Source organism: Granulicella sp. 5B5 (genome assembly GCF_014083945.1).
Taxonomy (GTDB): domain Bacteria; phylum Acidobacteriota; class Terriglobia; order Terriglobales; family Acidobacteriaceae; genus Granulicella.
In genome coordinates this window covers 3,355,156-3,379,905 of sequence record NZ_CP046444.1, presented here as the reverse complement: position 1 = coordinate 3,379,905, position 24,750 = coordinate 3,355,156, and the positions used below count along the sequence as shown (strand labels likewise).

Genomic DNA, 24,750 nt, shown 5'->3' with positions numbered 1-24,750 from the left:
AATCCAATTCAAATGCTGGGGATGTTCCCCAATTCGCTCGCAAGGGCAGGTGGCTCATCTGTTTCGGGGGCCTTGCCTGCCAGCAAGCGATCTCGGAGATAGATCTCATCAGGGAGAAAGCTCAATTCTGATCTGCGCAACTTCTGTTCATGCGTCAGTTGATGCTGGCATTATTTCGTCAAAATCAGTACTTAGGCTGCATGATTAATATGCCAATTTTGCAAGTGTTTTTTGCGGGACGAATCCGATTAACCGTCATTTCAAGGTGGGGCATTTGGCCTTTGCGAGAGGGTGTTACAACTGATTGGCGGTAAACTGTTTCATTGTTAAATTTCTTGCGATCCGGGCGCATCTGGCACAGGCACTTGCATCTCCGCTTATATTCCATCCTAGCGGGATTCTTTCTTTACATACATTCTCTAAATTGCTAAGCTGTGTTCAGGCTTGGTTTACCGTTACTGGTATCCGCGCAGACCTCGCAATGAGGAAAAGCGCCAGGCATCACCTGAGATCTGACGGCTATATGGCCCTTTAGTTCTGGTTCACCGAATTAGAACTATCGGGATTGCTGAATAATCTACCAGCTGGGACGAATTGTAACGCCAACCAAAAGCCCAAGGTTCAAAGCCGCCCGGAAGGGCGGCTTCACTGTGATAGGCGTACAAAAATCATCCGGATAAGCATTCGCATAGTCGCACTTCAGATTCAATGTTCTCTTCCGGGAGCACTGGAAGGTAGTTCCGACGAATGGAGCGCATCAGGCTTCATATTCGACGAGCCATGCGGAGATCACTGGAGCGATGCACCACGATAGGCTGCGTTACGTTCTGATCGGCGATGAGAGCGGAGTGGATAAGAACGCTTGGCCCTCCGTGTCCGATCTCTTTCGAGGTACGTTATTATCCGGATGGCGCAGGCCTGACTGTCTTTTCCTCCGCTGATATCGATTGCAACGACGGTGTCGGCAGCAAGCGTCATGGAGGTCTCCGGGGTGATTGCTACGGAAGGCGTTGGCGACGAAGTAACGAACGGCCCGAGAGCTGCCGCTGGGAAATAATGCCCGTGAGGGGAACCAATGCTGAGAATATAGAAATACCTTCCGGCCGAGGTCCCAGCGCGGGTGCAGCGACGTCGTGAGGGATGGCAGTTGAGTAGCTACCGGGAATATGGTTTATAAAGGCTTACAGATACGGGAGAAGGGGCTCTTCAACGAGGAACGAGACGCAAAGAAGATGCGTTTATATCCTGGAAAGAGAGTGGGGTTGTGGGTCAACTCCTGCAGTTCTCTATCGACCTATCAGCAGTAAGAGATGTCACTGACGGACTTGCGCCATGCGCACGGCTCTCACGTCCGACCGCAAACAAGTGGATAAAGCGTTACAACGAAGTCGGATCGAGACGCAGGAGACATCAGCTGGCATAAGAGTCGAGTCTTAATCAGTGAGGTCTCATGGGTGACGGGCTTTGCATCCCGCTTACTCAAAAGGGGCGCACGCCATTTCCCATATGCTGACATGTCGGCACTAATCCGATGTCGGTGAGCACATTGGCGATTTATCACTCGCTGAGGATTGCTTCCGCGAAGCGCGTTTCACAAGACTAATCTTCGCTTCGATGTCGACTCTACCCCTTACTCGACGGGTGCATTGGCCTGGATGGGACAGTGAGGCGACAATTGCAGAATACAAGCCAACATTCCGGGTATCTCACCAGAACATCCACCTACTGAAAAGGCTACGTGTTCCCAGCACCATCGGAGCACTGTCCAGTCACCGTCTGCGCGAAATCTATAAATACCCGCAGTTTCGCCGGAGGCAATGTGCGAGAAGGATAGAGCATGTAGAGAGGGAACGTTTCATCCGGCCAGTCTGGGAAAAGATCGATGAGTTTGCCCGAATCGAGCAGTGGCTGAATCTCAAGGTTCATCACTTGCGCGATTCCGGCGCCAGCGAGGCAGGCCGCCAGCAGAGTGCCCGCGTCAGTCACCATAAGCTGGCTATTGGTTTTAACCGGGACGACTTTGCGTCCCCTGTGGAATTCCCATTCATACGGTTGGCCGGTGGCGGAGTTGCGGAATTGAAGACAATCATGGTCCCGGAGATCTGCCGGCTTGCTAGGGCGGCCGAATCGTTCGATATAGCCGGGTGCGGCTACGGTGAGAATGCGAGTTTCCAGCAACTTTCGAATGACAAGCGAAGAGGGAGCCGGATCTCCGAAACGAATGCCGACGTCGAAGCCCTCACTGACCAAATCTCCCGGTAAACTTCGCGTTACCAACTCCAGAGAAAGTTTAGGATAACGATCAAGAAATTTTCCAATCTGTGGAGCGATCAGCAGCCGCGAAAACAATGGATCAATATTGACGCGCAGATGCCCCTTGACCGAAGTGCCTGCGCCACTCGCCGATGTCACGGCATTCTTAATGCCGTCGAGCAGAGGTGCGATCTCCTCGTAAAACTGCCTGCCCTCCGCGGTCAACTTCACGGTCCTGGTTGTGCGATGAAACAACCGTATGCCAATTCGGACCTCCAGTTTGCCAATGGCGCGGCTCACCGCAGATTGGGTAACGCCCAAAGTGTTGGCTGCTCTCACAAAGCTCCCTGACTCAACCACGGCCGAGAGTGTGGCGATTCCGCCAAGGATACGTGCGTCTGTCTCCATATTAATGATTTTAGATCATGTATTTTGTGTGATAAATGCTTGAATTGCGCACACATCCTCGCGAATCCTATCCACCGTAGCAGGAGATTCGGTTGGAAGAGGTAGTTATGTACACAGTCATCGGTATTACGGGAAAGACGGGCGGCACGGCAGCAAGGGCGCTTCTTGCCAATGGGCAGAAGGTCCGAGGCATCGTCCGCAATGTGGCCAAGGCGATTGAATGGCGAGAGCGGGGCGCGGAGATCGTCGCGGCAGAGCTTTCGGACAAAAAACAGATGGCACGCGCTCTGGAAGGAAGCGAGGGCGTGTACATCATGCTGCCGACCTATTTCGAAGCCCAGGACATGTTCGCGGAAAACACCAGGGACTTGGACAGCCTGAAACATGCAGTAGTGGCCGCAGGAATTCGCAAGGTGGTCTTTCTTTCCTCCATCGGGGCAGAACGTGAAATCGGGACAGGAGCCATCCTCAAGCTGCACGCGATGGAAGAGGCATTTTCTAGCTTGCCGATCGCGACGGCTGCCATTCGCGCGGGCTGGTTTATGGAGAACTTCCATGGGCTCATTCCTTCGGCCCGGGAAACGGGTGTGCTCTGGAGTTTTCTCGATCCTCTAAATCTACGCGTGCCGATGATCGCTACCAAGGACATTGGGACGCTAGCTGCAGAGCTTCTTCAGCAGGCATGGTCGGGTCATCGAGTGATCGAACTGGCTGCGGAGCCCGCGCTCTCCCCACTCGACGTTGCGTCAGTGTTCAGCAAAATCTTCGGCAGAGAGATAAAGGCCGCGATAGTTCCGCGAGACCAATGGATTCCCACTTATCAGAGTTGGGGTCTCACCCCGCGCTCTGCGGAAGCGATGGCCGAGATGATTGAAGGGTTTAACAGCCATTGGATTGCATTTGGAAATACGAGCGCTGAGCGGGTCATCGCTGCGACAACGCTGGAGCAAGTGCTGCAGGAGGCTGTGGACTCGACACAAGGCTAAAGAAGCAGCATTACACAAAGGCAGGAAAGAGGAACGACATGAAGATATGGAGGAATATGGTCATAGCAGCGGTAGTTACAGCAGCCTCGATAAGCGGCGCGTCGGCGCAGCAAGACAAAGGAAAAATTCTCGTAGTTCTTTCAAGTGAAACGACCCTTCCGTTGAAAGATGGGAAGACATTCGAGACCGGCTATTACCTCAATGAGTTGGTCGACCCCGCGATGCGTTTCAAGAACGCTGGTTATGAGCTTGTCTTTGCCAATCCAAAGGGCAACACGCCGCAAGTGGCCGCTGATTCAGTAAACAAGACATACTTTGGCGAGAGCGAAGAGCGCCTGAAGGCTGCCGTGGAATTTCAGAAGACGTTGAGAGGTCTCGATCATCCACTCACGCTAAACCAGGCAATCGCTGGCGGTCTGGATCAGTACAAGGCGGTGTTCGTTCCTGGAGGACCTGCGCCCATGATCGATCTGATGGCAAGCCCTGAGCTCGGAAAGATTCTTGTCTACTTTCACAAACACAATAAGACCATTGTCCTGCTGTGCCATGGACCGGTCGCTCTCGCTTCGGCAACCAGCGACCCAATCGCATACCAGAAGGCGCTTCGTTCAGGCGACGTGGATGAGGCTCGAAAGATCGCCGTTGGATGGCCCTATGCCGGGTACAGCATGACCATCTTCAGCGATGCAGAAGAGAAGATCGCGGCCCAGTATGTCTTCAAAGGCGACCCGCTCTTCTTCCCGCAGGATGCTCTACAGATCGCCGGCGGAAATATCTCGAACGCGGCGGAAGCCTGGCAGCCACATGCGATTGTGGACCGCGAGTTGATAACGGGCCAGAATCCTGCTTCGGATGCCCCCTTGATGGACATCGTTCTGCGTACGTTGAAGAACCAGTGAGAGCGTGCTCGTGTCCACGCAGGTTGCTTTCGCGCGCCCTGCGTGGACATGAGAGTCGCGCCTTCGATCTTGATTTTCCAGCAGGAGTCCTAAAATGAATTTCTTTCGAAAGCAAATCATGATGGCGGGCTGGATTGTTGTATGTCTGGCAACCCTGGGTGCGGCGCTGAGCCGGCCCGCTCAGGGGCAGGCATCGCAGACTGACAATCCTGACTGGCCTCTGCGTTCTTTTACAATCCACTGGCCAGACGGATATACGCCACAAGATGCAGACTTGTTCGCACACAATGAAGTGGTGATTCAGGCGCCCTGCTCCGTTGTTTGGAACCATCTGGTCAAGGCATCTTCGTGGCCGGAATGGTATGCGAACTCTCATAACGTTCGGTTGTTGAATAGTCCGGATGGAAAGCTTCATCCAGACACTCGCTTTTCATGGGATACCTTTGGAGTCCACGTCGAAAGCCGTGTTCATGAATTCGTACGCACAAGCCGCATTGGCTGGTTTGGTGACGGAACAGCAACACAGGCATATCACACCTTCCTTCTGGAGAAAGTTCCTGCGGGCTGTCACGTAATCACCGAGGAGGTCGTAAAGGGGGCCGGCGCGATTGAGGTCCGCCGAAGAGATCCCCAGGCAATGCATCGCGGTCACGATTTGTGGCTAGCTTCATTGAAAAGGATTTCAGAAAAGTGAATCCAATCGAATGCATCTATATCTCAGGTTGCGGATCAGCTCAACAAATGAGTTTTCGTGGGATATCCGTTTTTCACGCTCAACGAGCGCGTGATCGCCAATTTACTCACCGACACCGGATTAGTACCGATATGTCGGCTTGTCGTCAGTAATCGCGAACCGACGAGAAGATCGTTACAAAAGCTGATCGGCCAGAATCCGAGAAGCGGAGTGATCTCGCGCATATCTTGCAGGCGATATGCCTACATGTCTGGCAAAGGCAACGGTGAAGCTACTAGCCGAGCTGTAGCCCACGCGCTCAGCAACCTGTTCCATCCCTAATTTGTGAGCATTCAACAGCCGCCTGGCGAGTGCCATCCTCCACGCCAGAAGGTATTCCATCGGCGGCAAGCCAACAGTACGAGTGAACCGAGCGAAAAACGCTGAGCGCGAGAGTGCCGCCTCAGCCGCGAGCTTCGGCACCGTCCAGGGAAACTCTGGATGTGCATGCAGGGAGCAAAGCGCTGTCGCAAGGCGATCATCCGCAAGGCCTCGTGCCAGGCCCGGTGCAGAGGTAGTCTCTCCGCCGGCCCGCAACGCCTCGATGAGCAGCACCTCCAGCAGCCGTTCGAGCACCAAATCGCGCGCTGGCCGCCGCGCACGGGTCTCTCCATCGACCAGTTGCATCAGCGCAGCGAGCCGTGGCTCCTCGCGTACGACCACGATCTGCGGAAGCAGAGGTACGAGCAGTTCTGCGTCAGGCGAAGCGAAGCTGCAATGCCCAATCTGTGCGCGTAATGCTATCGAGCCCTGCTGGTCGCCGACGCGAAAGTAGCCCGGGCTGTGCTGAACCGAGTTGGTCATGACGCCCTCAGGCGGGGCATCCAGGCTTTCGTTGACGAGGTCGCGCAAGGCAGGTATCAGCAAGAAGTCGCCTGCCTCCAGGGTCATCGGCGGACGTCCCTCCACCGTGATGCGGCAGTGGCCCTCCAACACGGCGCAGAAGAACGGCTCGCCCGTTCCTTCGCGGTGGGTTCGCCACTGACCGGCGCACTCCACCAGCTTGGAAGCACGCGCGGCCGGCTGGAGCAGGGTAACCACTTCCGCTAGCGGGTCAACAGACATGAAAGGACTCTCGCAAAAGAATCAAGGACTGTCAACCGTAGAAAGTCCTGTGCATCCGGCCTATCCTCATACATATTGAACCGCATCGGGAGGTGCCTTTATGTCAAAGATTCTGATTACGGGTTGTTCGTCTGGTTTTGGTCAGGAAACCGCGAAGCTGTTTCTTGAGCGCGGCTGGGATGTCGTCGCGACAATGCGCACGGTTGACGTGGAGTTGCTGCCGAAGTCCGATCGCCTGCAGATCCTGCCGCTCGACGTCACCGATCCTAACAGCGTGGCGAAAGCTGTCGCCGATGCGGGCGAGATCGATGTGCTAATAAACAACGCTGGCTTCGGTGCCCCGTCGCCGATCGAGTTGACCGAGCCCGCCACAGCGCGCGCTCTGTTCGAAACCAACACGCTCGGCACACTGGCGATGGTTCAGGCGGTGCTGCCGGCATTCCGACAGCGCCGGTCGGGCGTCATCATCAACGTCACCTCGACGGTGACGCTCAGGACCCTTCCGCTGATCGGGATGTACCGGGCCAGCAAGGCCGCGGTGAATGCCTTTACCGAGTCACTCGCGATGGAGGTGAAGCAATTCGGAGTGCGTGTGCATCTCGTCTTACCCGGACGCTCGCCCGAGACGCGGTTCGGAGCGAATGCGTTTCCGCACTTGCGTGGTCTTGACAACCCGGACTACGCTCCGATGATCAATAACGTTCTGGCCTCCATCCGCGACACATCCGGCCCGATGACCCATTCGCCTGACGTCGCTGAGGCAATCTGGCGGGTGGTGAATGATCCGGCTTCACCGCTGCACACAGCAGCGGGTGCGGACGCCGAGATCTGGATGGCAGAAGCGAATATCGTCTAATAAGAACTGCTTTCGCAATGGACAGCGGCGGGATGAACGAAGTCATACCGCCATTCCGGACTATGCGGAGAGTCCATCTGACAGAATGAGTCAATGGACGGGTTTCGTAATAGCCGCGTTTCCCCCTTTCTGCATCATCCCCTTGCTGCTTGCGGCGCGTCACTCACCAGAACGGCGTTTGACGTTACTTATCCTTTTGGGTCGCACGACCAGGCCCATTTCCTATGATGAACATAGAGGAACGATGGAACTCAAACAGTATCAGGTCCCTGCAAATGGCATCTCTCTCCACGTAACTGAAATTGGGAACGGGCCGGCCGTTCTTTTCTGTCACGGTTTTCCGGACACGGCATATACATGGCGCAGGCAGATGCAAGCTATCGCGTCAGCCGGCTTTCGCGCGATTGCTCCCGACATGCGCGGCTACGGGCGCAGTTCCGCTCCATCTGATTCAACCTTGTATACGCCGCTGCACACGGCAGGTGACCTGATCGGCCTCCTCGACGCGCTGAACATCCCCAGTGCCGTGATCGTCGGTCACGACTGGGGTGCAACCCATGCATGGAATGCCGCCATGATGCGCCCTGATCGATTCACTGCGGTGTTCTGCCTGAGCGTGCCTTACTTCCCGCGCGGTGATGTCAGCGTCTTTGAGCGTATGCGCACCACCGGGCATGAAAGCGACTTCTACATGTTCGAACAGATCAAACCGGAAGCCGATCAGATATGGGCCGATGCTGCAGTAACAATTCCGGGGATTTTGTATTGGGCATCAGGCTCCGCTCCAGCCGACACGCGATGGAACCCTCTTGCCCCTGCACGAAGTCTTCATCGGCCCGCTCCCGGGCCGCTCCCCTCATGGGTGGAACCGGATTACGTGGCTCACAACATAGCGGAATTCAAGCGTACCGGTTTTCACGGCGCACTGAGCTACTATCGCGCCGCCGAGCCATATTTCTACCTGTCCGCCGCCTGGAAAGGCGCGAAGATCACCCAGCCCTCGTTTTACATCTCGGGAAAGGCCGACGGCCTAGGGGCGCTCTATCCGCCTGCCGAAAAACTTCACGCTGGCCTCCCGGGCCTGGTCGGAAACCTCGAACTCGACAACGTAGGCCACTGGATACAACACGAAGCATTTGCCGAAGTCAGCGAACAGCTTGTGAAGTTTCTGCGCACGGTCAACCCTGCATGAAGGAGATCGCGATGGAGAAAGACTTCACACTCACCAGCACCACTTTCAGCTCTCCACGCCACACGACGCACTACTGGGAGGCCGGACCCGCCGGCGGCCCACTGATGATCTTCCTCCACGGCTGGCCCGGTATCGGCCTGCTATGGCGCGCGCAGGTCGAGGTCTTCGCCTCCGAAGGCTGGCGCTGTATCGCCCCGGACATGCGTGGCTACGGCGGATCATCTGCGCCGTCCTCCTCCGAGGCCTATGCCCTGAAAGAGATTGTCGACGACATGGTCGAGCTGCATGATTATCTCGGCGCCGGCCCCGCTATCTGGGTCGGCCACGACCTCGGAAGTCCCGTCGTCGGTGCGCTGGCCGCGCATCACGCGGAGCGAAGCCGCGCCGTCGTCTTTGTCTCTGTCCCTTATGCCCCGCAGGCCTTCGCGTTGCCCGGCCTCCTGCCGCTCATCGATCGCGAGCTCTATCCGGCCGACCAGTATCCCGACGGACAATGGGACTACTACCGTTTCTACCTGACTCATTTCGACCAGACGGTCGCCGACTTCAATGCTGACATCCCGTCGAGCCTCGCGGCGATATACCGCAGCGGAAATCCCGAGGCAGTAGGTAAGGTGTACCGGTCCGCGGTCGTCACCCACAATGGCGGCTGGTTCGGTTCAGAGCACCACGCGCCGGCGGTACAACCTGATCCCGCGCTCTGGCCGCGTGCCGATTTCACCTCCCTGGTCGAAGCGTTCCGCGTTACCGGATTCCGGCCCGCCAACTCCTGGTACCTCAACGACAGCGTCAACATCGCCTACGCACGTGCGGCACCGGATGGCGGACGGCTGCGTCAGCCCGTGCTGTTTATCAATGGCCAATTCGACGGCCTCTGCGATATCACCCACAACCGTTTTGGTGAACCGATGCGCAGCGCCTGCCCCGACCTTACCGTGACAAATCTGCCTTCGGGCCACTGGCTGCCTCTCGAACGCAAGACAGAAGTTATGCAAGCGATACGTTCCTGGCTAAAAATGACAGCGCTGTAGTTTTTTGCGATAACCCCCAGCAATCCTCTAGGAAAACAATGAACACACCTCACACCTCCGGCCCGCTCGCTTCTCTGAAGATCAATCACACTGCCATCCGCGTACCGGACTTTGGCTCAGCCGTTGCCTGGTATGCCGACAAGCTCGATTTTCGAGTGAAGCAAACGGTGTCCGTAGCCGGGCTCAGCTTCAGTTTTCTTTACCCAGCTGGAGACGATAGCTTCCACTTCGAGCTGATGGCAGGGCCAGGCGCAGCAGAACGCCCCACGTACAACGATCTGCATGACAGCTACAACATGTCCGGCTGGCACCACCCGGGTTTCAGCGTCGATAGTGTCGACGCTGTCATCGACGAACTGAAACGCCGCAACGTGACGATCGCGAGCGAGCCACATGATGTACCCGCGATGGGCCTCCGCGTTGCGTTCTTTGCAGATCCCTGGGGCAATCTTTTCGAGGTGATCCAGCCCATCACCCAATAAGGCCAACGGGCAATACCCGAACTCTTTGATCCGTGATAGGAAATAGGTTATATGGCCAGAGCGCCGGGAATCAGCTCCCCCAATCCGGAAAGTGGCTTGAAGGCATAGAAGGGTAAACAGGTATAATCCGGTATTCTTTGCGGCCAGTAATCCGGTATAATCCGGTATATTAGCCGGTATGATCAACACTGACACGATTCTCGTTACCCAAGAACTTCTTGCTCTCCTTTCCGAGATTGATGAGTTCAAAGGGGCATGGCGTGCCCTCAGCACGATCGCACCAGAGCGTCTGAATGCGCTACGCCATGTGGCTACTGTCGAGAGTATCGGATCCTCGACTCGCATCGAGGGAAGCAAGCTGACCGACCGTGAAGTGGAACGGTTGCTCGGAAGCCTTGAAATCAGGCATTTTGGAAGTCGTGATGAACAGGAAGTCGCGGGCTATGCCGATGTAATGGAAACAGTCTTCCGGTCGTGGTCAGATATTCCACTCACCGAGAATTACATTAAGCAGCTTCACCGTGATCTTTTGCAGCACAGCGAGAAGGACGAGCGGCATCGCGGGAACTACAAGACTTTGCGCAACGATGTGGGCGCCTTTGATGCCGCTGGCAAGATGATCGGAATCATGTTCGAAACGGCCACTCCATTCGATACCCCGCACCGCATGGCAGAACTCGTCGCGTGGCTGGATGAGGAGCGCGAAATTCGTCGCCTACATCCATTGCTCACCGTCGCTGTTTTTATTGTCGTCTTTCTTGAAATTCATCCTTTTCAAGACGGTAATGGACGACTGAGCCGCGTACTGACCACTTTGCTTTTACTGCAGGCTGGTTATAGCTACGTGCCTTATTCGTCGCTTGAGAGTGTGATTGAACACAGTAAGGAAGCCTACTACCTGGGCCTGCGGCAAACCCAAAGCACCATTCGGACCGACACGCCGAACTGGCAACCGTGGCTGCTTTTCTTCATGCGTGTCCTGCAACAGCAAAAGCGTCGGCTCGCAGTGAAGGTGGAACGGGAAAAGATCGCTCTTGCTACACTGCCGGAACTGGCTGTCAGGATTCTGGACTATGCGCGTGATCAAGGGCGTGTCACCACCCGAGACATGGTACGAGAATTCGGTGCAAGCCCTAATACCCTTAAAGCTACATTCACCTCACTTGTTGATAAGGGCTTGCTGTTGAGACATGGCGGTGGCCGTTCTACCTGGTACAGACTTCCATAAGAACGAAGATGTATGTCATTCAAGATTCCAGAGAATCTCATCATTCTCGATAACGCCCGATGTAGAAGAAACACCCAGTATCTAAGAATCAAGATTTCAACGGTCTATTCAAAAGACAGCCTGCGGGAAATCCCTTTCGTGAAGATTGGCCATGCGTTGCGGTTTCGATGTGAAGGTACTGAACTGTTACATCGAGCAAAACATGATTGAAGCCATTGATTGGAAGGAAAACATACGTGTGTATTAGTAAATTGTCCGATGGCCTATACAAAATTCGCTGGCGAGAAGGCGGTCGCCACCGGAGTCTACGAGTCCATGGTTGCCGTGAATTGGCAAAGAAGATCCTTCGCAAGAAGTTGTCACTTAGGGACGAAAATCGACACCTCGATATCAAAAAAGAAGTGAATTATCAGATGTCAGAGTTGGTCGATCAATATTGGTTGCACTTTGGAAGCAAAAAGAGTTCAGCAGATCGCGAAAAGAGCATCGTCGAAGGTATCAGAGCTGAGCTGGGTCGTATGTTCGTGCGAGAGGTTGATGGTTATGCGGTGCAACGCTGGTACGAAAACCTGACGGGAAAGCGCGGTCTGGCAGTCAACACCGCTGCACGCCACTTCAATGTCATGCGCCACATGATGCGCAAGGCTTCAACGATATGGTCTAAACAGACAGGGATCGATAAGAATCCGGCTAGTCTGATCGAGGTACACCGCCCAGATGATTCACGGGAGCGATTTCTCTCAGAAGACGAACTATGTCGGTTGAAGATAGCTCTGGATGAAAAAGTGTTTCGAAAGGGCAGCAAAGACTTTAATCAGACCTATCTTCGTATGAGACTGATCGCGTTGATTGCTCTATCGACAGGCATGCGGTCGGGTGAAATTCATCAGATCTATTGGTCGGATGTGATGTACAGCGCAGGGCTAATAAAGGTTCGGATGAAGCTGAAAAAAGGTAGGGAGCGGTACGTCCCTATGACATCACAGCTCGCAGAAGAGATTCGGCAATATCCCAAACCAATCGGTGAAAACCGAGTTTTTCCACCCAAAGGCGGTGTGACAAGTCGACGTCAGCGATTGAATGGGAGCTTCGCTGAGATGCTTGAGAGGGCAGAAATCTCCGATTTCCGGTTTCATGATCTGCGTCACACCTTCGCCTCCTGGTACATGATGAACGGTGGAGATCTTTATGAACTCGCCAAGATTCTCGGTCATGCCAATATCAAGATGACCGAGCGCTACGCCAAACTTGGACAAAGCCATATTGCGAAGACTGTCAAAGTTGCGGGGCAAATCTGGAATCTCATGAAAAGGGCGCAAGAAGAGAACAAAGAAGCTTGAGAGCACAATGCGTATTTCGATGCTTCAAGTCTCACGGTTTACGGGACCGGCAAGCTCGATTGGCATGCCCAATGTTTTGTACTAGTAAGGAGTTAGTGCAACGCGCCTACCTCTGAGTTCAGGTGGTCGCCGTCGGGAGGAGAAGTAGGAAGCGCATAGCGGTTCCCACTTCTGCATGCCCCGTGTTGGTTGTCGGCCAAGCTTCTGGCGCTAGCGGCTTGTAGCCTAGCGATGAGTGGGGGCTGACAGTGTTGTAGTGAACGCACCAGCGCTCAGCCAGCACGCGTAGTTCTTTCGTTGAGTAGAAGAGTTATAGTCGTGCAGAACGCCAACTCCATTGCGCTTTATGGATTGCCTGAAAGCCATGCGGCCAGCTTCGCGGGGATTGCGTACGCCGCCTCCGCATACGTCAAGGTGAAGAATCTGGCTGCCTTTACGCATGCATACGCACCCATTCTCCGATAGTTGTTGCGAGCCGAACTCGAACCTGTTAGTTCTGGTGTTCTCAATCGTTTGCGAATTTCAGGAGAATCAACGATGGGTGGTTCAGGATCGGGCGGTTACACGCCAAGTGCCCCAGCTAGTCCGTGCGCGCGGTTGACTTTCCAGGCGACCCTTAATTCGCCGAAACCCGCGATCGTGAGCCAATTAAAGATTGGGGATCTGCTGGATGTCGTCCTGAACTCCCAGGGGCAAGGAATCGTCCTCGAATATAATGGTCAGACTGCTGGATCACTAATCAGCTCCCAGGTGGCCCAATTGGTGAACTGTATTAACTCCGGGTTCGATTACCAAGCGACAGTAGTGCAGCTGAACGGTGGGCAGTGCGTCGTTCGGATCGATCCCAAATGAACCTTCCAATTTCGGTGATTGGCGGGTGCTATGCCGAGGATTGTTCTTTCCCTCGTTCAACTATCTACCGTGGAAGCGGAATGCGGGCCGCCTGCATCTTGATGGGGCTGGGGAACTCGACCGCGCTTCATACGGTGATCGGTCCTGCTCTAGCAGGCGACTTCGGCGATATCGCAAAGCGCAAAGGTATTGCCCTCGAAGCGGTCTCCGGGTGCGACGATATCTGGTTTCGATATCGACATCCTCTAGCCAAGCCTGATGTTTACCCGGCAATCGTTACTCCAATCAAAGATCGTCCCAACGTCGTGACAGATCACGCGCTGGTTTTTGGGATGATGGAGGGACGCCCGAAAGTGATCGCGAAGCGAGCTGTCTATGATCCTCAAGATGGCTTTCGCGCTCAACATTTCGACGGAAATGGATCTTCAGCGGAAGAGTTGGTTGTTCTAGCCTCTTGGTCGGAAGGTCGAGCCATGACCGACGAGAAAGACCCCGAACGAATTGCCGCGAGGCTCTTAGAAAACGGAAGCTGCATTGCAGTCATCATCAAATGTGGTCCACAAGGAGCACTCGTCGCGACAGCAACCTCCCACAAATGGATACGAGCTTTTCCGAGCCCGAGGGTCTGGAAGATTGGATCTGGAGATGTGTTTTCCGCTGCATTTGCCCATGCATGGCTCCAGGAGGGGCGCGCTGTTCTAGAGTCCGCGTGGTTTGCATCGCGGACCGTTGCAGAGTACGTGGGGACCAGAGCTGAAACATTCTCGCAAGAGACCTTGATGCGGATTCGTGAAGATTCAAATTTAGCGCTCTCCAAGTCAAGCGATACGTCCCGGGCAATCCCTGATGGAACGATCTATCTGGCTGGTCCATTTTTCACAACCAATGAACAATGGCTGGTCGATGAAGCCCGCTTTGCATTGCATGATATGGGTTTTAAGGTGTTCTCACCAATCCATGAAATTGGTGAGGGGCCGGCAAACGTGGTTGCGCCAGCAGACCTCTTTGCTTTAGAAAACAGCGCGCTTGTGTTCGCGTTATTGAACGGCCTCGATACTGGAACCATATTTGAGGTCGGGTACGCTCGGGCGCGCGGCATACCTGTGGTCGGTCTCGCAGAGTCGATTGAAGCTAAACCGCTCACGATGCTGATCGGTTCCGGCTGTGCCATTTCTAACGACTTCGCGACGAGCGTATATACCGCTTGCTGGCAGTTGATGGGCGATGTCTGAACTGCTCCTACTATCGGGCGGCATCGATTCGATTGCGATAGCTGCATGGCTCCGCCCTGCGCAGTGTCTGACCATTGATTATGGTCAACGCCCCGCGGCTGCAGAAGTGGATGCAGCCAGCGAAGTATGCCGTAGACTCGGGTTGTTCCACGATGTCATTCGAGTGCCTATTAATGAGCTCGGCTCTGGTGCGCTGGCCGGAAAGCCAGTTTCTGAATTTTCTTCGCACGAAGAGTTCTGGCCGTTTCGCAATCAATTTCTACTGACGCTCGGTGCGATGTATGCGATGCCGCGTTCCCTAAACGCCGTCTTGATTGGTACGGTTCAAAATGATAGTCGCCACGCTGATGGCAGCCCTGTATTCCTCAACCAGATCGCTGATCTGGTTGCGCAACAAGAAGGTGGAATCGCGATCGTTGCACCTGCGATCCACTTAGACACAGTCGAACTTGTGAAGGTCTCTAACGTGGATCCGTCCCTCTTGGGATGGGCGCACTCTTGTCACACATCCCATGTCGCTTGCGGTCGCTGTCCTGGCTGTAATAAGCACTCGGAAGTAATGAGAGTGCTCGGCTGGGAACTATAGTTCAAACAGAAAGCCATAATTGCGTCTGGCCTGACTTTGATCGACGATGTCCGGTATGAGTATGGTCTGTTTCATTCAGAAGATTGATCGGCAGAGGACCAGCCGCGCGCATTTCATCCCAAATCAAACAATCCAAAATTGCGGGACGAAGCTGCAGTTGCCGTGAGAATAAAAGGAAACGCTCCTCCATGCTCAAGTAGTTACGCTGCACATCATCTTTGGCAGAAAACAGCCCACATAGACGCCCTGCTCGAATCAAATGGATATCTAAAATCGCAACATCATCACTGTCCAATACATTTCGTGTAACCCAACTCGCAGTCTTGTAGCCTACCCCCGCAATCTCCAACAGTTGATCACGGAGGGCCCGTCCCGAATCCAAACTCAATTCGTGCTCTTTCACGTATTTCATCGCTGCGGAGAGGAATCGCGCTTTCTGATTGGGATAGCGGTATCTGATTGACCGCCCATTGAGGGTGAAAGGGCTGCTTAATTCGGTCGTCCATCTTTCTGCACGCGTTTCCGCATTGGCAAAGAGACCTGCCTCTTTGCATCGCTCGAATGCGACTGTTGCGAGTTCGGCGGTAATGCCAAAGCCACCAAGCATGCAAAATCCGAGTTCATTAACAATTCCGTCCTTTGCACGATACCTGTTCGTTTTGCTGCGATCGACTTTGGTTATCCATGCCAGAGCAAGCCAATATGCGGGCGTAAATAATGTCCAAGGATCACCCCAAGAGACTCCGGGTAAGAGTTCGTCAGTCGCCTGTGGCATTTCACGTTGCACTAACTGGTCTTCGATGAACAAACTTACAAGACGACTCATATAGTTTCCTCAAGTTGGCATTGCAGCCAGGTGAGTAGGCCGTGCTGCTCGACTACCGGAAGGCTTGTTATACGGGATTGCAATCTTGTCCGTCGTTTCTTGATAACTTCTCGTTCTCGAAAACTCTTGCCCAGATGAGTGCTGTCATGCAGCCGTTTTGGCGGATCGAAGTTGAGCCAAACCGACTCCTCTCGAACCCCTGTATGTGTTTTGGCGGGAAAGGAGACCTTGGTCCACCCGCTCAATCGGCTTCTGTATAGGTCGTTGTCGTATCCCGACAGCATGACCAAGCATGCTTTCCCGGATAGACAGTCAATCAAACGCTCGTGATCATCATCGGTGTAATCGAAACGGTATACACGAGAGCGCCGTCGAGTGCTGGATACGTATGGCGGATCAGCATAGATCAGCGTGTTCTGGTCTACGGCTAGCGCGCTAAGGTGCTCAACGGCATCGCCGCATACAACTTCGCAAGGACGATCCGGGATTTTTCTCCACTTCGTGATGACGGCCGGATCTATATCAATACCGATCTGGCGCGGCGAGGGGCGCTTATGCCTCATAACCGCGCCACCTCCGAGATGCGATTCGACATAGGTCTCGTGCGGAGGCATTAGATTGAGCAGGTGCGGGTAGCTCTTTCCTTTTCCTCCTGAATAGCGCATACCGAATCATCGTCAAATGTGGCGATGATGTCAATAGTTCCCCACGTGGTCTTAACTGCTAAATAAAAATCAACGCAGAAAGCGTGATTTCGGTTTTCTCACGGCACTGATTGTGAGCGGCGCCTTCCGCCGGATTCAGGGGCACAAGAAAGCCTTGCTGCCTCCGGGCGTCCAACCTCGCGCCCAACTCCGCATCGGAAAGAGGGATAGTCATAGGATTAGATAAAGAAACGGAAGCTGGGCAGGATGATGCCATTCTCCGGAATGCACTTCAGAATATCTCCGACGCGGCGCGCTGCTCGTAACGTGATGGGCTCTCCTCCATCGAACTGGGTGTTGTTCCAATTCAGCTTCGACAGCGACAACATTTCGCGCGCGATCTGTTCGACGCTCGTCTCAGCCTTTGTCACGGATAGTTCGAGCGGCCTTGGAACATACATCCCCGGATAGGTCTCAAAGAACTGAACGCTTCCACGCAGGTAGAGAAGACCACTGTTTTCTTGGAGCTTCAGGAAGCTGCCTCGCAGCGGCGGATACGTCCCTTCTCGATAAAGCCTGGTGAACGAACGCTTGACACTAATCATTTCGACCGATTCGATGTCGTGTTCGTCCGCAGCACTGCGAAAGCCTTCCATCTCTCCAGCCGTGAGTCGCGATGTTTTGTGCACCACGAGTCGCGCCGGACTAGTGTGATGTTCCTTGCGGTACACAGCGATCGCATTCTTCAGCAACGCTTTGGCATCTTCCTTCTTGAGGTGGGGTTGCCGATCGTTCTTATCAAGTTCTGCCTGCGCTCCTTTGACGATCACACCTTCGCCCCGTTCATTGAAGACCTGAGCGACGGACGTCATGATCCGGTCCCCGTCGAGACTCCGATAAAAGCTGATGCCTACAAAGCACGTCGTCAGTTCACTCGGATTGCGCAGCAATCTCCACGGAGCTCCCCCTGCTTTGTAGTAGAGTGCGGCGTGAATGTTCCATGCTCGTGTCGCCTCATCCTGCAAAGGCAAAGAGCTGGCCCTTGATTTCGGGTTGCGCTTCGCCTGTCCGCCATAGGTAGAAGGACGGATCATCTGAATTGGCACGCCAACCCGCATGACTTCGGCCTTCAACAGGTCATGGAAAGCGGGACTCGGAACGGCTGCTTCCGTCTCCTCAGCGCTTTCGTCCAGATCCTGCTCCTGTGCGTCTACCTTGCGCGAGACCCGTGCATCGACCGCATCGAGAACATCTTTGGGTGGCGCGCACACGATGACCATTGGCCCACCGCTTTCACGCACAGCATTCACGTGTTCAATGAAAAGCTTGACGAAGTCCTGCACGAGGGTAGGACTCCCAGGCGTCTGGAGCAGCGGGTCGATCTCCCGTTGACGAATCGTCGAAGTCCAGCGGTCGTGAAACATTAGTTGCGAGCGGAACGCTGTGTCCTCGCGAAAACCCGGGAAAGGCGGAAAGAGATTCCCGAGACGGCTTTTCTTGGCGTCGATCCCGGCTTCACACTTTTCGAACCAGGCCCGCACAGCGGCCACGCTCTCTGCCGTTCCCAAAAGTCCCACGCGAATCTGCTGCGGTGCGGTCGTCTCGTCGAGATCCAATGGGCCGTGCGCCATGAGGCCATAACGGATGTCCACATGAGTGCCGCCATTGCCAAATTCGAGTTCAGGCTCATCGAAGAATTCGAATTTCATTTGGCCTCTCCCGTCGGAATCTCCATCGGCAACAGGCCCTGCGAGCTGCTCTGCTGATCGAGTGCTGCCGTGTCTGGATCATTTTGCTGCCAGGACTTATCATCCACTCCGATGTTCACATTGATCGTTTTCAACTCGCCGAATACGATGGGCGGTTGAGGACCGGCGAAGAGCCCGTCTTCCGGCTGAAGGTGGTTTGCCCAGAAGAGCACGCAACTCAGCACGGCGCGGTTTCCCTCGATCTCTTTGATCTTTTTCAATCGCGACTCGTGGAACATGTCACGTTTGAAACCGTCACTGGTGAAGCGGTAGGTCGGTGTGATCTCAAGAAACCAGGCACCGTCTAAAAAGCGAAATTGCCCGCGAAAGGCAAGGTGTCGACGATAGTGGAAGACCCTTCCATCCTTGGCCTTGCTGCTGAATTGGGAAACGACGCTCAGGCCACTCGTTCGCTTGAGCGATTTGTAGGATTGCTTTCGTTTTTCCCCAACCATCGCGAAGCAGTCGTCCTTCGGCCAAAACCGCAGACGGGCGTCAACCTGTGCGCGCAGCGTCTTGTTCAACAACTGGACGAAGAGGCGCGTCCGTTCGGGATCATCAGACTCCGACCACTCCACCGTGTCGAACCCTTCGACCGTTCCAGGCTCGCAGATCGAGTCCCAATCCGAGCTAGATAGATCTTCGAAACTGATAAGCTTCTTCTCCCAAATAATCCACCCGGATGCGGGGCGAATCTTCTTCCGATTCAGAATCTCCCATATATCCGTGGGGTCCCGATACTGCGTCGCCGCCACGTAGACCACAGCGGGCAATCCTTCAATCGCAAGCAGGTTGCTCCAAAGACGTTCGGCAGTGGGCCGTGGCGGAAGGTATAACTCTCCTTTCGGTGCGGCCACGCGCACAAGTTCCGACAGGGATGCCGTGCTAAAGCGGTGTTGTTCTTTTCGATAAAGGATGGAGGTGCTGTCGCCGGGCTTCCAGTCCCGGAAAACCTCGGGAATGGAGACCCAGTAGCCCTGCTGCGTCTCTGGATCGGAAACGATCAGAATCACCGGAAGATTGGTTTTAAGCCAGTACTGCAAATCACTCGGATTGCAGGTATAACGGAATTCGTCGACGGCATCGCGGATGGACGAGACAACTTTGCTTTGTACGGCCAGATTCAAGCCCAAGGGGACTCGCTTGGCGGGGTCGAAGAGTTCGATGTAACCATCAATCCCCACTTCGTTCGGTCCGCTGGCCGTCCAGCGGGAGCCCATCTTCAAGAGAATCCCCTCGATGAAATTGACTCCCTGCTGGCCAGTCTGTCCCGTGGACGACAAGGTTTTTGGCCGAATTTTGCTCTGCTGTCGCCTTCTGTTCGCCATCCCTCCATTATCTCGGATTGGCATAGGAAATTAGAACTAACTCCAATGGTTCTGTATAAATCCGTGTAAATCTCGGTTCGATTCCACCTATCTACGGCGCGAAAAGAAACCAGCTCCGCCTCTGCCCCTGGTCTATCCAGTTCTCGATCAGACTGGTCATAGCGACATCGCCGGCATCCTCGCACAGCGTGTGAACGGCCCAATGCAGCATTATAAAGTTGTGCAACTCCGGCTCTGGAGAGGGATGAAATGGCGGATCGTTTGTTCGTTGCGGTGATCGGTAGCCGGAATTCCGGCAAATCGACTACATGGAATAGTCTCTTCGGTCATGAAGTCCGAACGGGCAAAGAGCCCCGAAGACTTTGGTTGGACGACGAGGGGCACACGGCTGAAGTCTTTCTGATCAGCGGTTCCAATGAAGAGCGAAAGAAATATGCCGCAGAGGTGCTTGCGGATGTCGATTGCCGAATCGTTCTCTGTTCGGTCCAGTATGTGGAGGAAGCATTCGAAAGTACCTGGAATCACATCTTCACCGAGGGTTTTGCGATCTATGCGCAATGGCTCAACCCGGGTCATGATGGAGAGGAGCATTGGGACAGGCTTGGCTTGGTCAATATCCTCCTTCAGAATGATGCCCTCATCTCCATTCGCGACGGCAGGGCGGGAACAGAAAGGCTCCGTTACAGAGTCGAGGAACTGCGTCAGTTCATCCACGGTTGGGCGTCGGCTAGAGGACTGGTCGTGTAGCCAGCAAGCAGGTCTTCAGGGATACCTGATGTTCCGCTCAGCGAGCGGCACATCAGTTGGCGGCGTAATGCTCTGGTCCATAGAGGGAGAACAACAACTTGCCATCGTCTCCAGTCACGGCCTCGGTATGCCACGCGGTACAGTCGAACGGCATCGCAATCCGGCCCACCGGACGTAAACCACTTGTGCAGACGAGGCCTGTGCTATCTGCCTTGGGAACTACCCGCACCGTCGATCGCGGAGGAAGCGGTACGCCGCTCCACTGGATGTCGAGAGCAAACTGCAAACGCTTCCACTCCCTCGGGGAGTCGATGTCTTCCCGAGTCACAAAGCGGTTCCACAGCAAATGCTGGTCATCGGTCTGCCAGAAGTCTCTCTGTCCGAGTAGCTGCTCATGGTTCGATAACCAGAGCTTGGCTCCAAAAGTGTTCTTGAACGTCGCATTGGCTTTTTCGACCGCCCACAGTGCGGCAGTCCGTGAGGCCAAGCCCATCTGGCACAGCAGGGCCGCAGGGCGGTTGCTGACTCCATACGTAAACGCGAGCGCAGGACCCTCTCCCAACTCAAGGAGCCGAGGATGAGCCAGTGCGTTCGCCTGGACTCGCACCGCCTCTGCGGCCCAGACCAGTTTGAAGGCGATAGCGTCCTGTAGGAATATCTGCATTCGGTTGAAGTCGTGTCCCTTTCGATCGTCCAGAATGTCCGCCGCCGGAACGCCGGCAATCCAATTTTGGAGTGCAATTTCCCACGATTCCGGCAATTTCCTCACGCCAAAGAACGGATGCTCAAGAACGATCGTCGCAAAGCGAACTGCGGCCTGACCAGCCGTCTCTGCTTCTGCGATCAAGAAGGCAGCGTGTAATTGCGCGAGGGAGTCGATCAATTCCTCGCGATGATTGTCGAGAAACAGGCCGGGCTCCATGCCGAGTCCCGAGGCGTACAGCGCCGCGCGCTGCTGTGTGGACGTTCGACTCCATAGCCATGTGGCTCGCGAAATCAGTACCTCGCGCTCAACCGTCTGCGTGAGCTGGTTCGACCGGTTGAGGGTTCTCCGCCATAGCGATCCTTTCAACGTCTCATCGAGCAGCGTTGCAATCTGAGAGACATCAGCCCCGAGCTGGTCCATCGTCGATAAGATGGCGACATCCAGGTCCGCGAGATCAGCCGACAGGCGCTGCGTCGTCGCTTCGACTTCTTCGTCCTCTTCGTCGTCTTTCGTGTCCGCGAGACGAGGATCGTCCCACAGCACGGGATTGTTTAACACGTACTCCGAGAAATTCTGGGTTGGAACCCGCAACAATGTCGCTATGCGCATTGCCAGATTTGCCACGAGACGTGCCAAGCCGCTGACCAGTTGTTGCCCCGTGGAGTCTTCAATCAATTTTGCATAGTTCTTGTGTTGCTCCGCGCGCTTATCTGCATTGAAGGTTGGCAGCACGGCGATTCCGTCGAGGTCGACGAATGCGCGCCCCACACGCCCAACTACGTTTGAAAACTCCGCTGCGCTGATGTACTTCCACGCCCCCTGCTCGTATCGCTGCAGCGAACGAAATACCAGCACACTGCAAGAGAGGTCAAGACCTTGTGCAAGCGTGGGCGAGGCAATCACGACGCTCAGCTTCCTCTGATGTAGCAGTTGCTCGATGGCGCTCAGGAAGGGTCTGGGAAGCGCTCCATGATGGATGCCTACACCCGCCTCAAGCGCCGTATACGCGCAATGCGACTCGCCTAGCCATTCCCGCCCGATGGCCGCCGCAAAAGTGAAGTCCAATGGCGCGAGAGGACGGACATGCTCCAGATACTTCTGCTTCGAGGCCTTAAGAAAGGCCTTTGCCAAACTCTCCGTCTGCTTGCGAACAGGGCAATACACCAGAACGGAGTGGCCGTCCCCAGCGAAAGCATCGACCGTCGCCACGTGGAACTCATTGTCGTCGAAGGGAAAGCCGTTCTTACGCTGTCCTTTCCCGCCACGGACCTTCAGGAAGTTGGGGACGAACGCCTCTTCTTCACGGAATGTCAGCCGGGCAGACTCGGAGGACGTATACCAATCGAGCGTTGCCAGGCGCTGACGTGTGGGACGCCAGGATACCTGTACCGGAGCTCCGGGATCATCGCTGCGCAGCCATTTAGTGAAGTCTTCGAAATATGGGTCCTGAGCGTTGAACATCGCCGATAGGCAGACGATTCGACGTTGGTTTGCGTCACTGCGGCGAAGGAGCTTCTGTACCAGGGCTTCGTAGCGCAGCTCGCGACTTCCCAGACCGATCATGTGGCCCTCGTCAAAGACGATCAGACCGACATCGTCCAGAACAGTCGGGTCTTGACGCATCGCAAAGTCGAGCTTCTCCGGCGTCGCTACGACGATGTTGGCGCTGGCAAGGCTCTCCGCGTCAGCGACAGTGGCGCCTGCCGCACCGTACAATGAGGTAACACTGAATCCAAGCGGAATAAACGTCCGGGCCAAGACCCGTTCGACCTGGGCAGACAAGGCCCGCAATGGCGTGACATAGACGACTCGCTTCCCGCCTGCCAGTGTGCAGAGGATGCAGAGTTCCGCAATGCGTGTTTTGCCCGCGCTAGTGGGTAGAGCAATGACGAGATCATCCGACAAGTCGACAGCACGCCGGGCGGCATCGAGTTGAGAGGGCCACAGCTCCAGTTGCGGAGGATGTCTCACGCCCATCTGAGCAATGAAGTTGGAGCGAAGTTCCGGCCATCGTTCGACTCCGGAGACAGGTCCCTGCTGGGGCAAACGCTGATGAAGGCTGGAATTCCAGAGGTCTTCCAACAGATGCAATGTCAGCGTAGCCACCCACCAAGTCGCAAGTTGGCCACTCTCAGCAGTCGCGGCGATCAGCCTCCGCAAGAGATCGATGGCGCCCTGAAACAGGTCGCGGTTCCCGTAGAGCAGGCCTGAATCGGCTAGTCCTACCGCGTGCATGTAGGCGTTAGTTGCCGCGAGAACCATTGCGTCATCCGCATTGAATGAATCTTCGGGATCGAGCAGGCGTGCCGCGATCTGATCATCGCTCCTGTTGGTCGCCGAAAACCAATCAACTACCTGCTCTCGCAGGATGCCCATATCTTTCCGCAGGATCAGAGCTAGACACCGTTCCTGGGTTGACAGGTTTGCTTCCAAGGCTGGCACCGGCAGCATGGAATAGGATCGAGCCGCGTACCCGGCTAGGTGGAATGCAGTGGCGCTCACCACAAGATGACGGCCGCGATCCCGGCCTGCGCTTTCGTCTCGACGCACCGCCGATTCGATCGCTTCGGCGGCGACGCGAAAAGCATCGGAGGTCGGAAATGCCGGTTCGCGTGTTTGGTTCGCGTCGCGTACCTCCAAGGCAAGTGCCAACACGCCATAGCCGAAGTCCAGCAGATCAAGACTGAGCGAGGGAGTGAATTCCGGCGCACCCAAAGGCAAGACGCCATCCCGCCAGAGCAGTCCACGCGCCAGCCCCCGGGCTAACAACCGCCCACGCGCTGCAGGGGCGATCAGCTCATTGAGCCGTCCGACGATCGCTTCGACATTATTTGCCATCGACTGTGTAGACCGCCTTCATAAAGTCCGGATAAGCCGAGAGGCGGATGGCTGCGTGCCTCCGCTGAATTCCCTTGACCGCAGCCTTGGGGCACTTCGCGAGTGCAGGGGTGGGATCATTGCCGCCGAGGGCGAAGACCATCTGTGTCAAATTTTTGGCCGGCAACGGGTCTTTTGTCTGAAGCTCGCTCCACATCTTGGCTTCGTCATCCTTGTCGGCTTCAAAGAGGCGTTTTGTAATGAAGGCCAACGTCGAGGGGTTCGGTCGACCGTCGAAATTGTTCAACCCGTCGCTGGCTTCAGTCACGGCACTATCTCCGAACTGATTACGGCTTTTGCATTCACACTTCAGAATCTTCCGTGGAGTGCTCGTGTAGTTGAGCCCAAGGACGTCGTTGCCGTGCATCGGCATCTGTCGATCACTCTTCCATTGCAGCTTCTTAATGGGCACAGTGAACTCTGTCTGAGAGTTGACGTATTCCGTGGCCAGCAACTCGCCCATGTCGCCTGATTGGGTACGTTTATTTTCGGGCAGGCTGTTCTTGAGCACTTCAGCGGATCTTTCATAGCCGCCTAGCTTCATGACCGTCGATTCACCGACGAAGTGATCCGCCATGAGCGGCTTCAGCAGCTTGAGGCCAACCTGCTGTCCACCCTTCTTCTCCACGAAATAGTCGATCGCTGTGCCAGATGATGAACCGGGTTCCAACCATTTCGAGAACAGCTCGCTTGGCACAGGCGTTTGAACTCCACTGAAGCACTGCTAAGCC

19 protein-coding genes and 1 pseudogene are annotated in these 24,750 nt (G+C 55.2%); 12 read left to right on the top strand and 8 right to left on the bottom strand.

All coding sequences use genetic code 11. The features are described from left to right. Positions 1-1,734: 1,734 nt before the first annotated feature. Positions 1,735-2,592, bottom strand: a complete 858-nt coding sequence (locus GOB94_RS14315) for a LysR family transcriptional regulator (RefSeq protein ID WP_255483991.1) — start codon at positions 2,590-2,592, stop codon at positions 1,735-1,737. Between the two features lie 176 nt (positions 2,593-2,768). Here GOB94_RS14315 and GOB94_RS14310 point away from each other — a divergent pair, with 176 nt between their 5' ends. The 3 genes from GOB94_RS14310 (at position 2,769) to GOB94_RS14300 (ending at position 5,240) form a co-directional block, all read left to right on the top strand. Next, entirely contained in the window at positions 2,769-3,647 is an 879-nt protein-coding gene (locus tag GOB94_RS14310) for an NmrA family NAD(P)-binding protein (protein ID WP_182276550.1), read from the top strand. Between the two features lie 56 nt (positions 3,648-3,703). Beyond that, a complete protein-coding gene (locus GOB94_RS14305) occupies positions 3,704-4,546 on the top strand; it encodes a type 1 glutamine amidotransferase domain-containing protein (protein WP_182276549.1) in 843 nt (280 codons plus the stop codon). A 94-nt stretch (positions 4,547-4,640) separates the two neighbouring features. Continuing rightward, a complete protein-coding gene (locus tag GOB94_RS14300) occupies positions 4,641-5,240 on the top strand; it encodes a hypothetical protein (protein ID WP_182276548.1) in 600 nt (199 codons plus the stop codon). A 174-nt stretch (positions 5,241-5,414) separates the two neighbouring features. Here GOB94_RS14300 and GOB94_RS14295 read toward each other — a convergent pair whose 3' ends face one another. After that, entirely contained in the window at positions 5,415-6,344 is a 930-nt protein-coding gene (locus tag GOB94_RS14295; RefSeq protein WP_182276547.1) for an AraC family transcriptional regulator, read from the bottom strand. Between the two features lie 100 nt (positions 6,345-6,444). On the opposite strand from GOB94_RS14295, the gene GOB94_RS14290 reads away from it, so the two are divergent. The 6 genes from GOB94_RS14290 to GOB94_RS14265 all read left to right on the top strand — a co-directional run bounded on the left by GOB94_RS14290 (position 6,445) and on the right by GOB94_RS14265 (position 12,473). Further along, on the top strand, positions 6,445-7,200 hold the full coding sequence (locus GOB94_RS14290) for an SDR family oxidoreductase (RefSeq protein WP_182276546.1): 756 nt from the start codon (positions 6,445-6,447) through the stop codon (positions 7,198-7,200). 244 nt (positions 7,201-7,444) lie between these two features. Next, positions 7,445-8,392, top strand: coding sequence for an alpha/beta hydrolase (locus GOB94_RS14285; protein ID WP_182276545.1), 948 nt, complete (start codon positions 7,445-7,447; stop codon positions 8,390-8,392). Then, positions 8,389-9,423 (top strand): alpha/beta hydrolase, encoded by a 1,035-nt coding sequence (locus tag GOB94_RS14280; RefSeq protein WP_255483989.1) that lies wholly within the window; start codon positions 8,389-8,391, stop codon positions 9,421-9,423. Before GOB94_RS14285 ends, GOB94_RS14280 begins: the two co-directional genes overlap by 4 nt. Before the next feature lie 38 nt (positions 9,424-9,461). Further along, on the top strand, positions 9,462-9,905 hold the full coding sequence (locus tag GOB94_RS14275; protein ID WP_182276543.1) for a VOC family protein: 444 nt from the start codon (positions 9,462-9,464) through the stop codon (positions 9,903-9,905). Between the two features lie 178 nt (positions 9,906-10,083). Beyond that, a complete protein-coding gene (locus GOB94_RS14270; RefSeq protein ID WP_182276542.1) occupies positions 10,084-11,133 on the top strand; it encodes a Fic family protein in 1,050 nt (349 codons plus the stop codon). Positions 11,134-11,462: 329 nt separating this feature from the next. Then, positions 11,463-12,473: a site-specific integrase gene (locus GOB94_RS14265; protein WP_182276541.1), complete on the top strand. Its 1,011-nt coding sequence runs from the start codon at positions 11,463-11,465 to the stop codon at positions 12,471-12,473. Between the two features lie 199 nt (positions 12,474-12,672). On the opposite strand, the pseudogene GOB94_RS16940 reads toward GOB94_RS14265, so the two are convergent. Beyond that, a pseudogene (locus GOB94_RS16940) lies at positions 12,673-12,783 on the bottom strand (integrase core domain-containing protein); the annotation flags it as partial. A gap of 538 nt (positions 12,784-13,321) precedes the next feature. On the opposite strand from GOB94_RS16940, the gene GOB94_RS14255 reads away from it, so the two are divergent. Together GOB94_RS14255 and GOB94_RS14250 are read left to right on the top strand one after the other, a co-directional pair. Continuing rightward, positions 13,322-14,557, top strand: a complete 1,236-nt coding sequence (locus tag GOB94_RS14255; RefSeq protein ID WP_220464936.1) for a PfkB family carbohydrate kinase — start codon at positions 13,322-13,324, stop codon at positions 14,555-14,557. Continuing rightward, complete coding sequence (locus GOB94_RS14250; protein WP_182276539.1) at positions 14,550-15,143, top strand: 7-cyano-7-deazaguanine synthase; 594 nt, start codon at positions 14,550-14,552, stop codon at positions 15,141-15,143. Before GOB94_RS14255 ends, GOB94_RS14250 begins: the two co-directional genes overlap by 8 nt. A gap of 1 nt (position 15,144) precedes the next feature. Here the strand turns inward: GOB94_RS14250 and GOB94_RS14245 are convergent, their stop codons facing one another. From GOB94_RS14245 to GOB94_RS14235, 3 genes are all read right to left on the bottom strand, one after another. Next, the gene (locus GOB94_RS14245; RefSeq protein WP_182276538.1) at positions 15,145-15,969 is read right to left on the bottom strand and encodes an 8-oxoguanine DNA glycosylase; all 825 of its coding nucleotides are present in this window, start codon (positions 15,967-15,969) and stop codon (positions 15,145-15,147) included. Positions 15,970-16,852: 883 nt separating this feature from the next. Then, a complete protein-coding gene (locus GOB94_RS14240; RefSeq protein WP_182276537.1) occupies positions 16,853-18,322 on the bottom strand; it encodes a hypothetical protein in 1,470 nt (489 codons plus the stop codon). Further along, on the bottom strand, positions 18,319-19,689 hold the full coding sequence (locus tag GOB94_RS14235) for a DUF4365 domain-containing protein (protein ID WP_182276536.1): 1,371 nt from the start codon (positions 19,687-19,689) through the stop codon (positions 18,319-18,321). The genes GOB94_RS14240 and GOB94_RS14235 overlap by 4 nt, the downstream gene beginning before the upstream one ends. Before the next feature lie 249 nt (positions 19,690-19,938). Here GOB94_RS14235 and GOB94_RS14230 point away from each other — a divergent pair, with 249 nt between their 5' ends. After that, on the top strand, positions 19,939-20,436 hold the full coding sequence (locus GOB94_RS14230) for a hypothetical protein (RefSeq protein ID WP_182276535.1): 498 nt from the start codon (positions 19,939-19,941) through the stop codon (positions 20,434-20,436). 52 nt (positions 20,437-20,488) lie between these two features. Here GOB94_RS14230 and GOB94_RS14225 read toward each other — a convergent pair whose 3' ends face one another. Together GOB94_RS14225 and GOB94_RS14220 are read right to left on the bottom strand one after the other, a co-directional pair. Then, on the bottom strand, positions 20,489-23,980 hold the full coding sequence (locus GOB94_RS14225) for a DEAD/DEAH box helicase (RefSeq protein WP_182276534.1): 3,492 nt from the start codon (positions 23,978-23,980) through the stop codon (positions 20,489-20,491). Then, positions 23,970-24,716 carry a Hachiman antiphage defense system protein HamA gene (locus GOB94_RS14220; RefSeq protein ID WP_182276533.1) on the bottom strand — a complete coding sequence of 249 codons (747 nt, stop codon included), beginning with the start codon at positions 24,714-24,716 and terminating at the stop codon, positions 23,970-23,972. The genes GOB94_RS14225 and GOB94_RS14220 overlap by 11 nt, the downstream gene beginning before the upstream one ends. Positions 24,717-24,750: the final 34 nt, after the last annotated feature.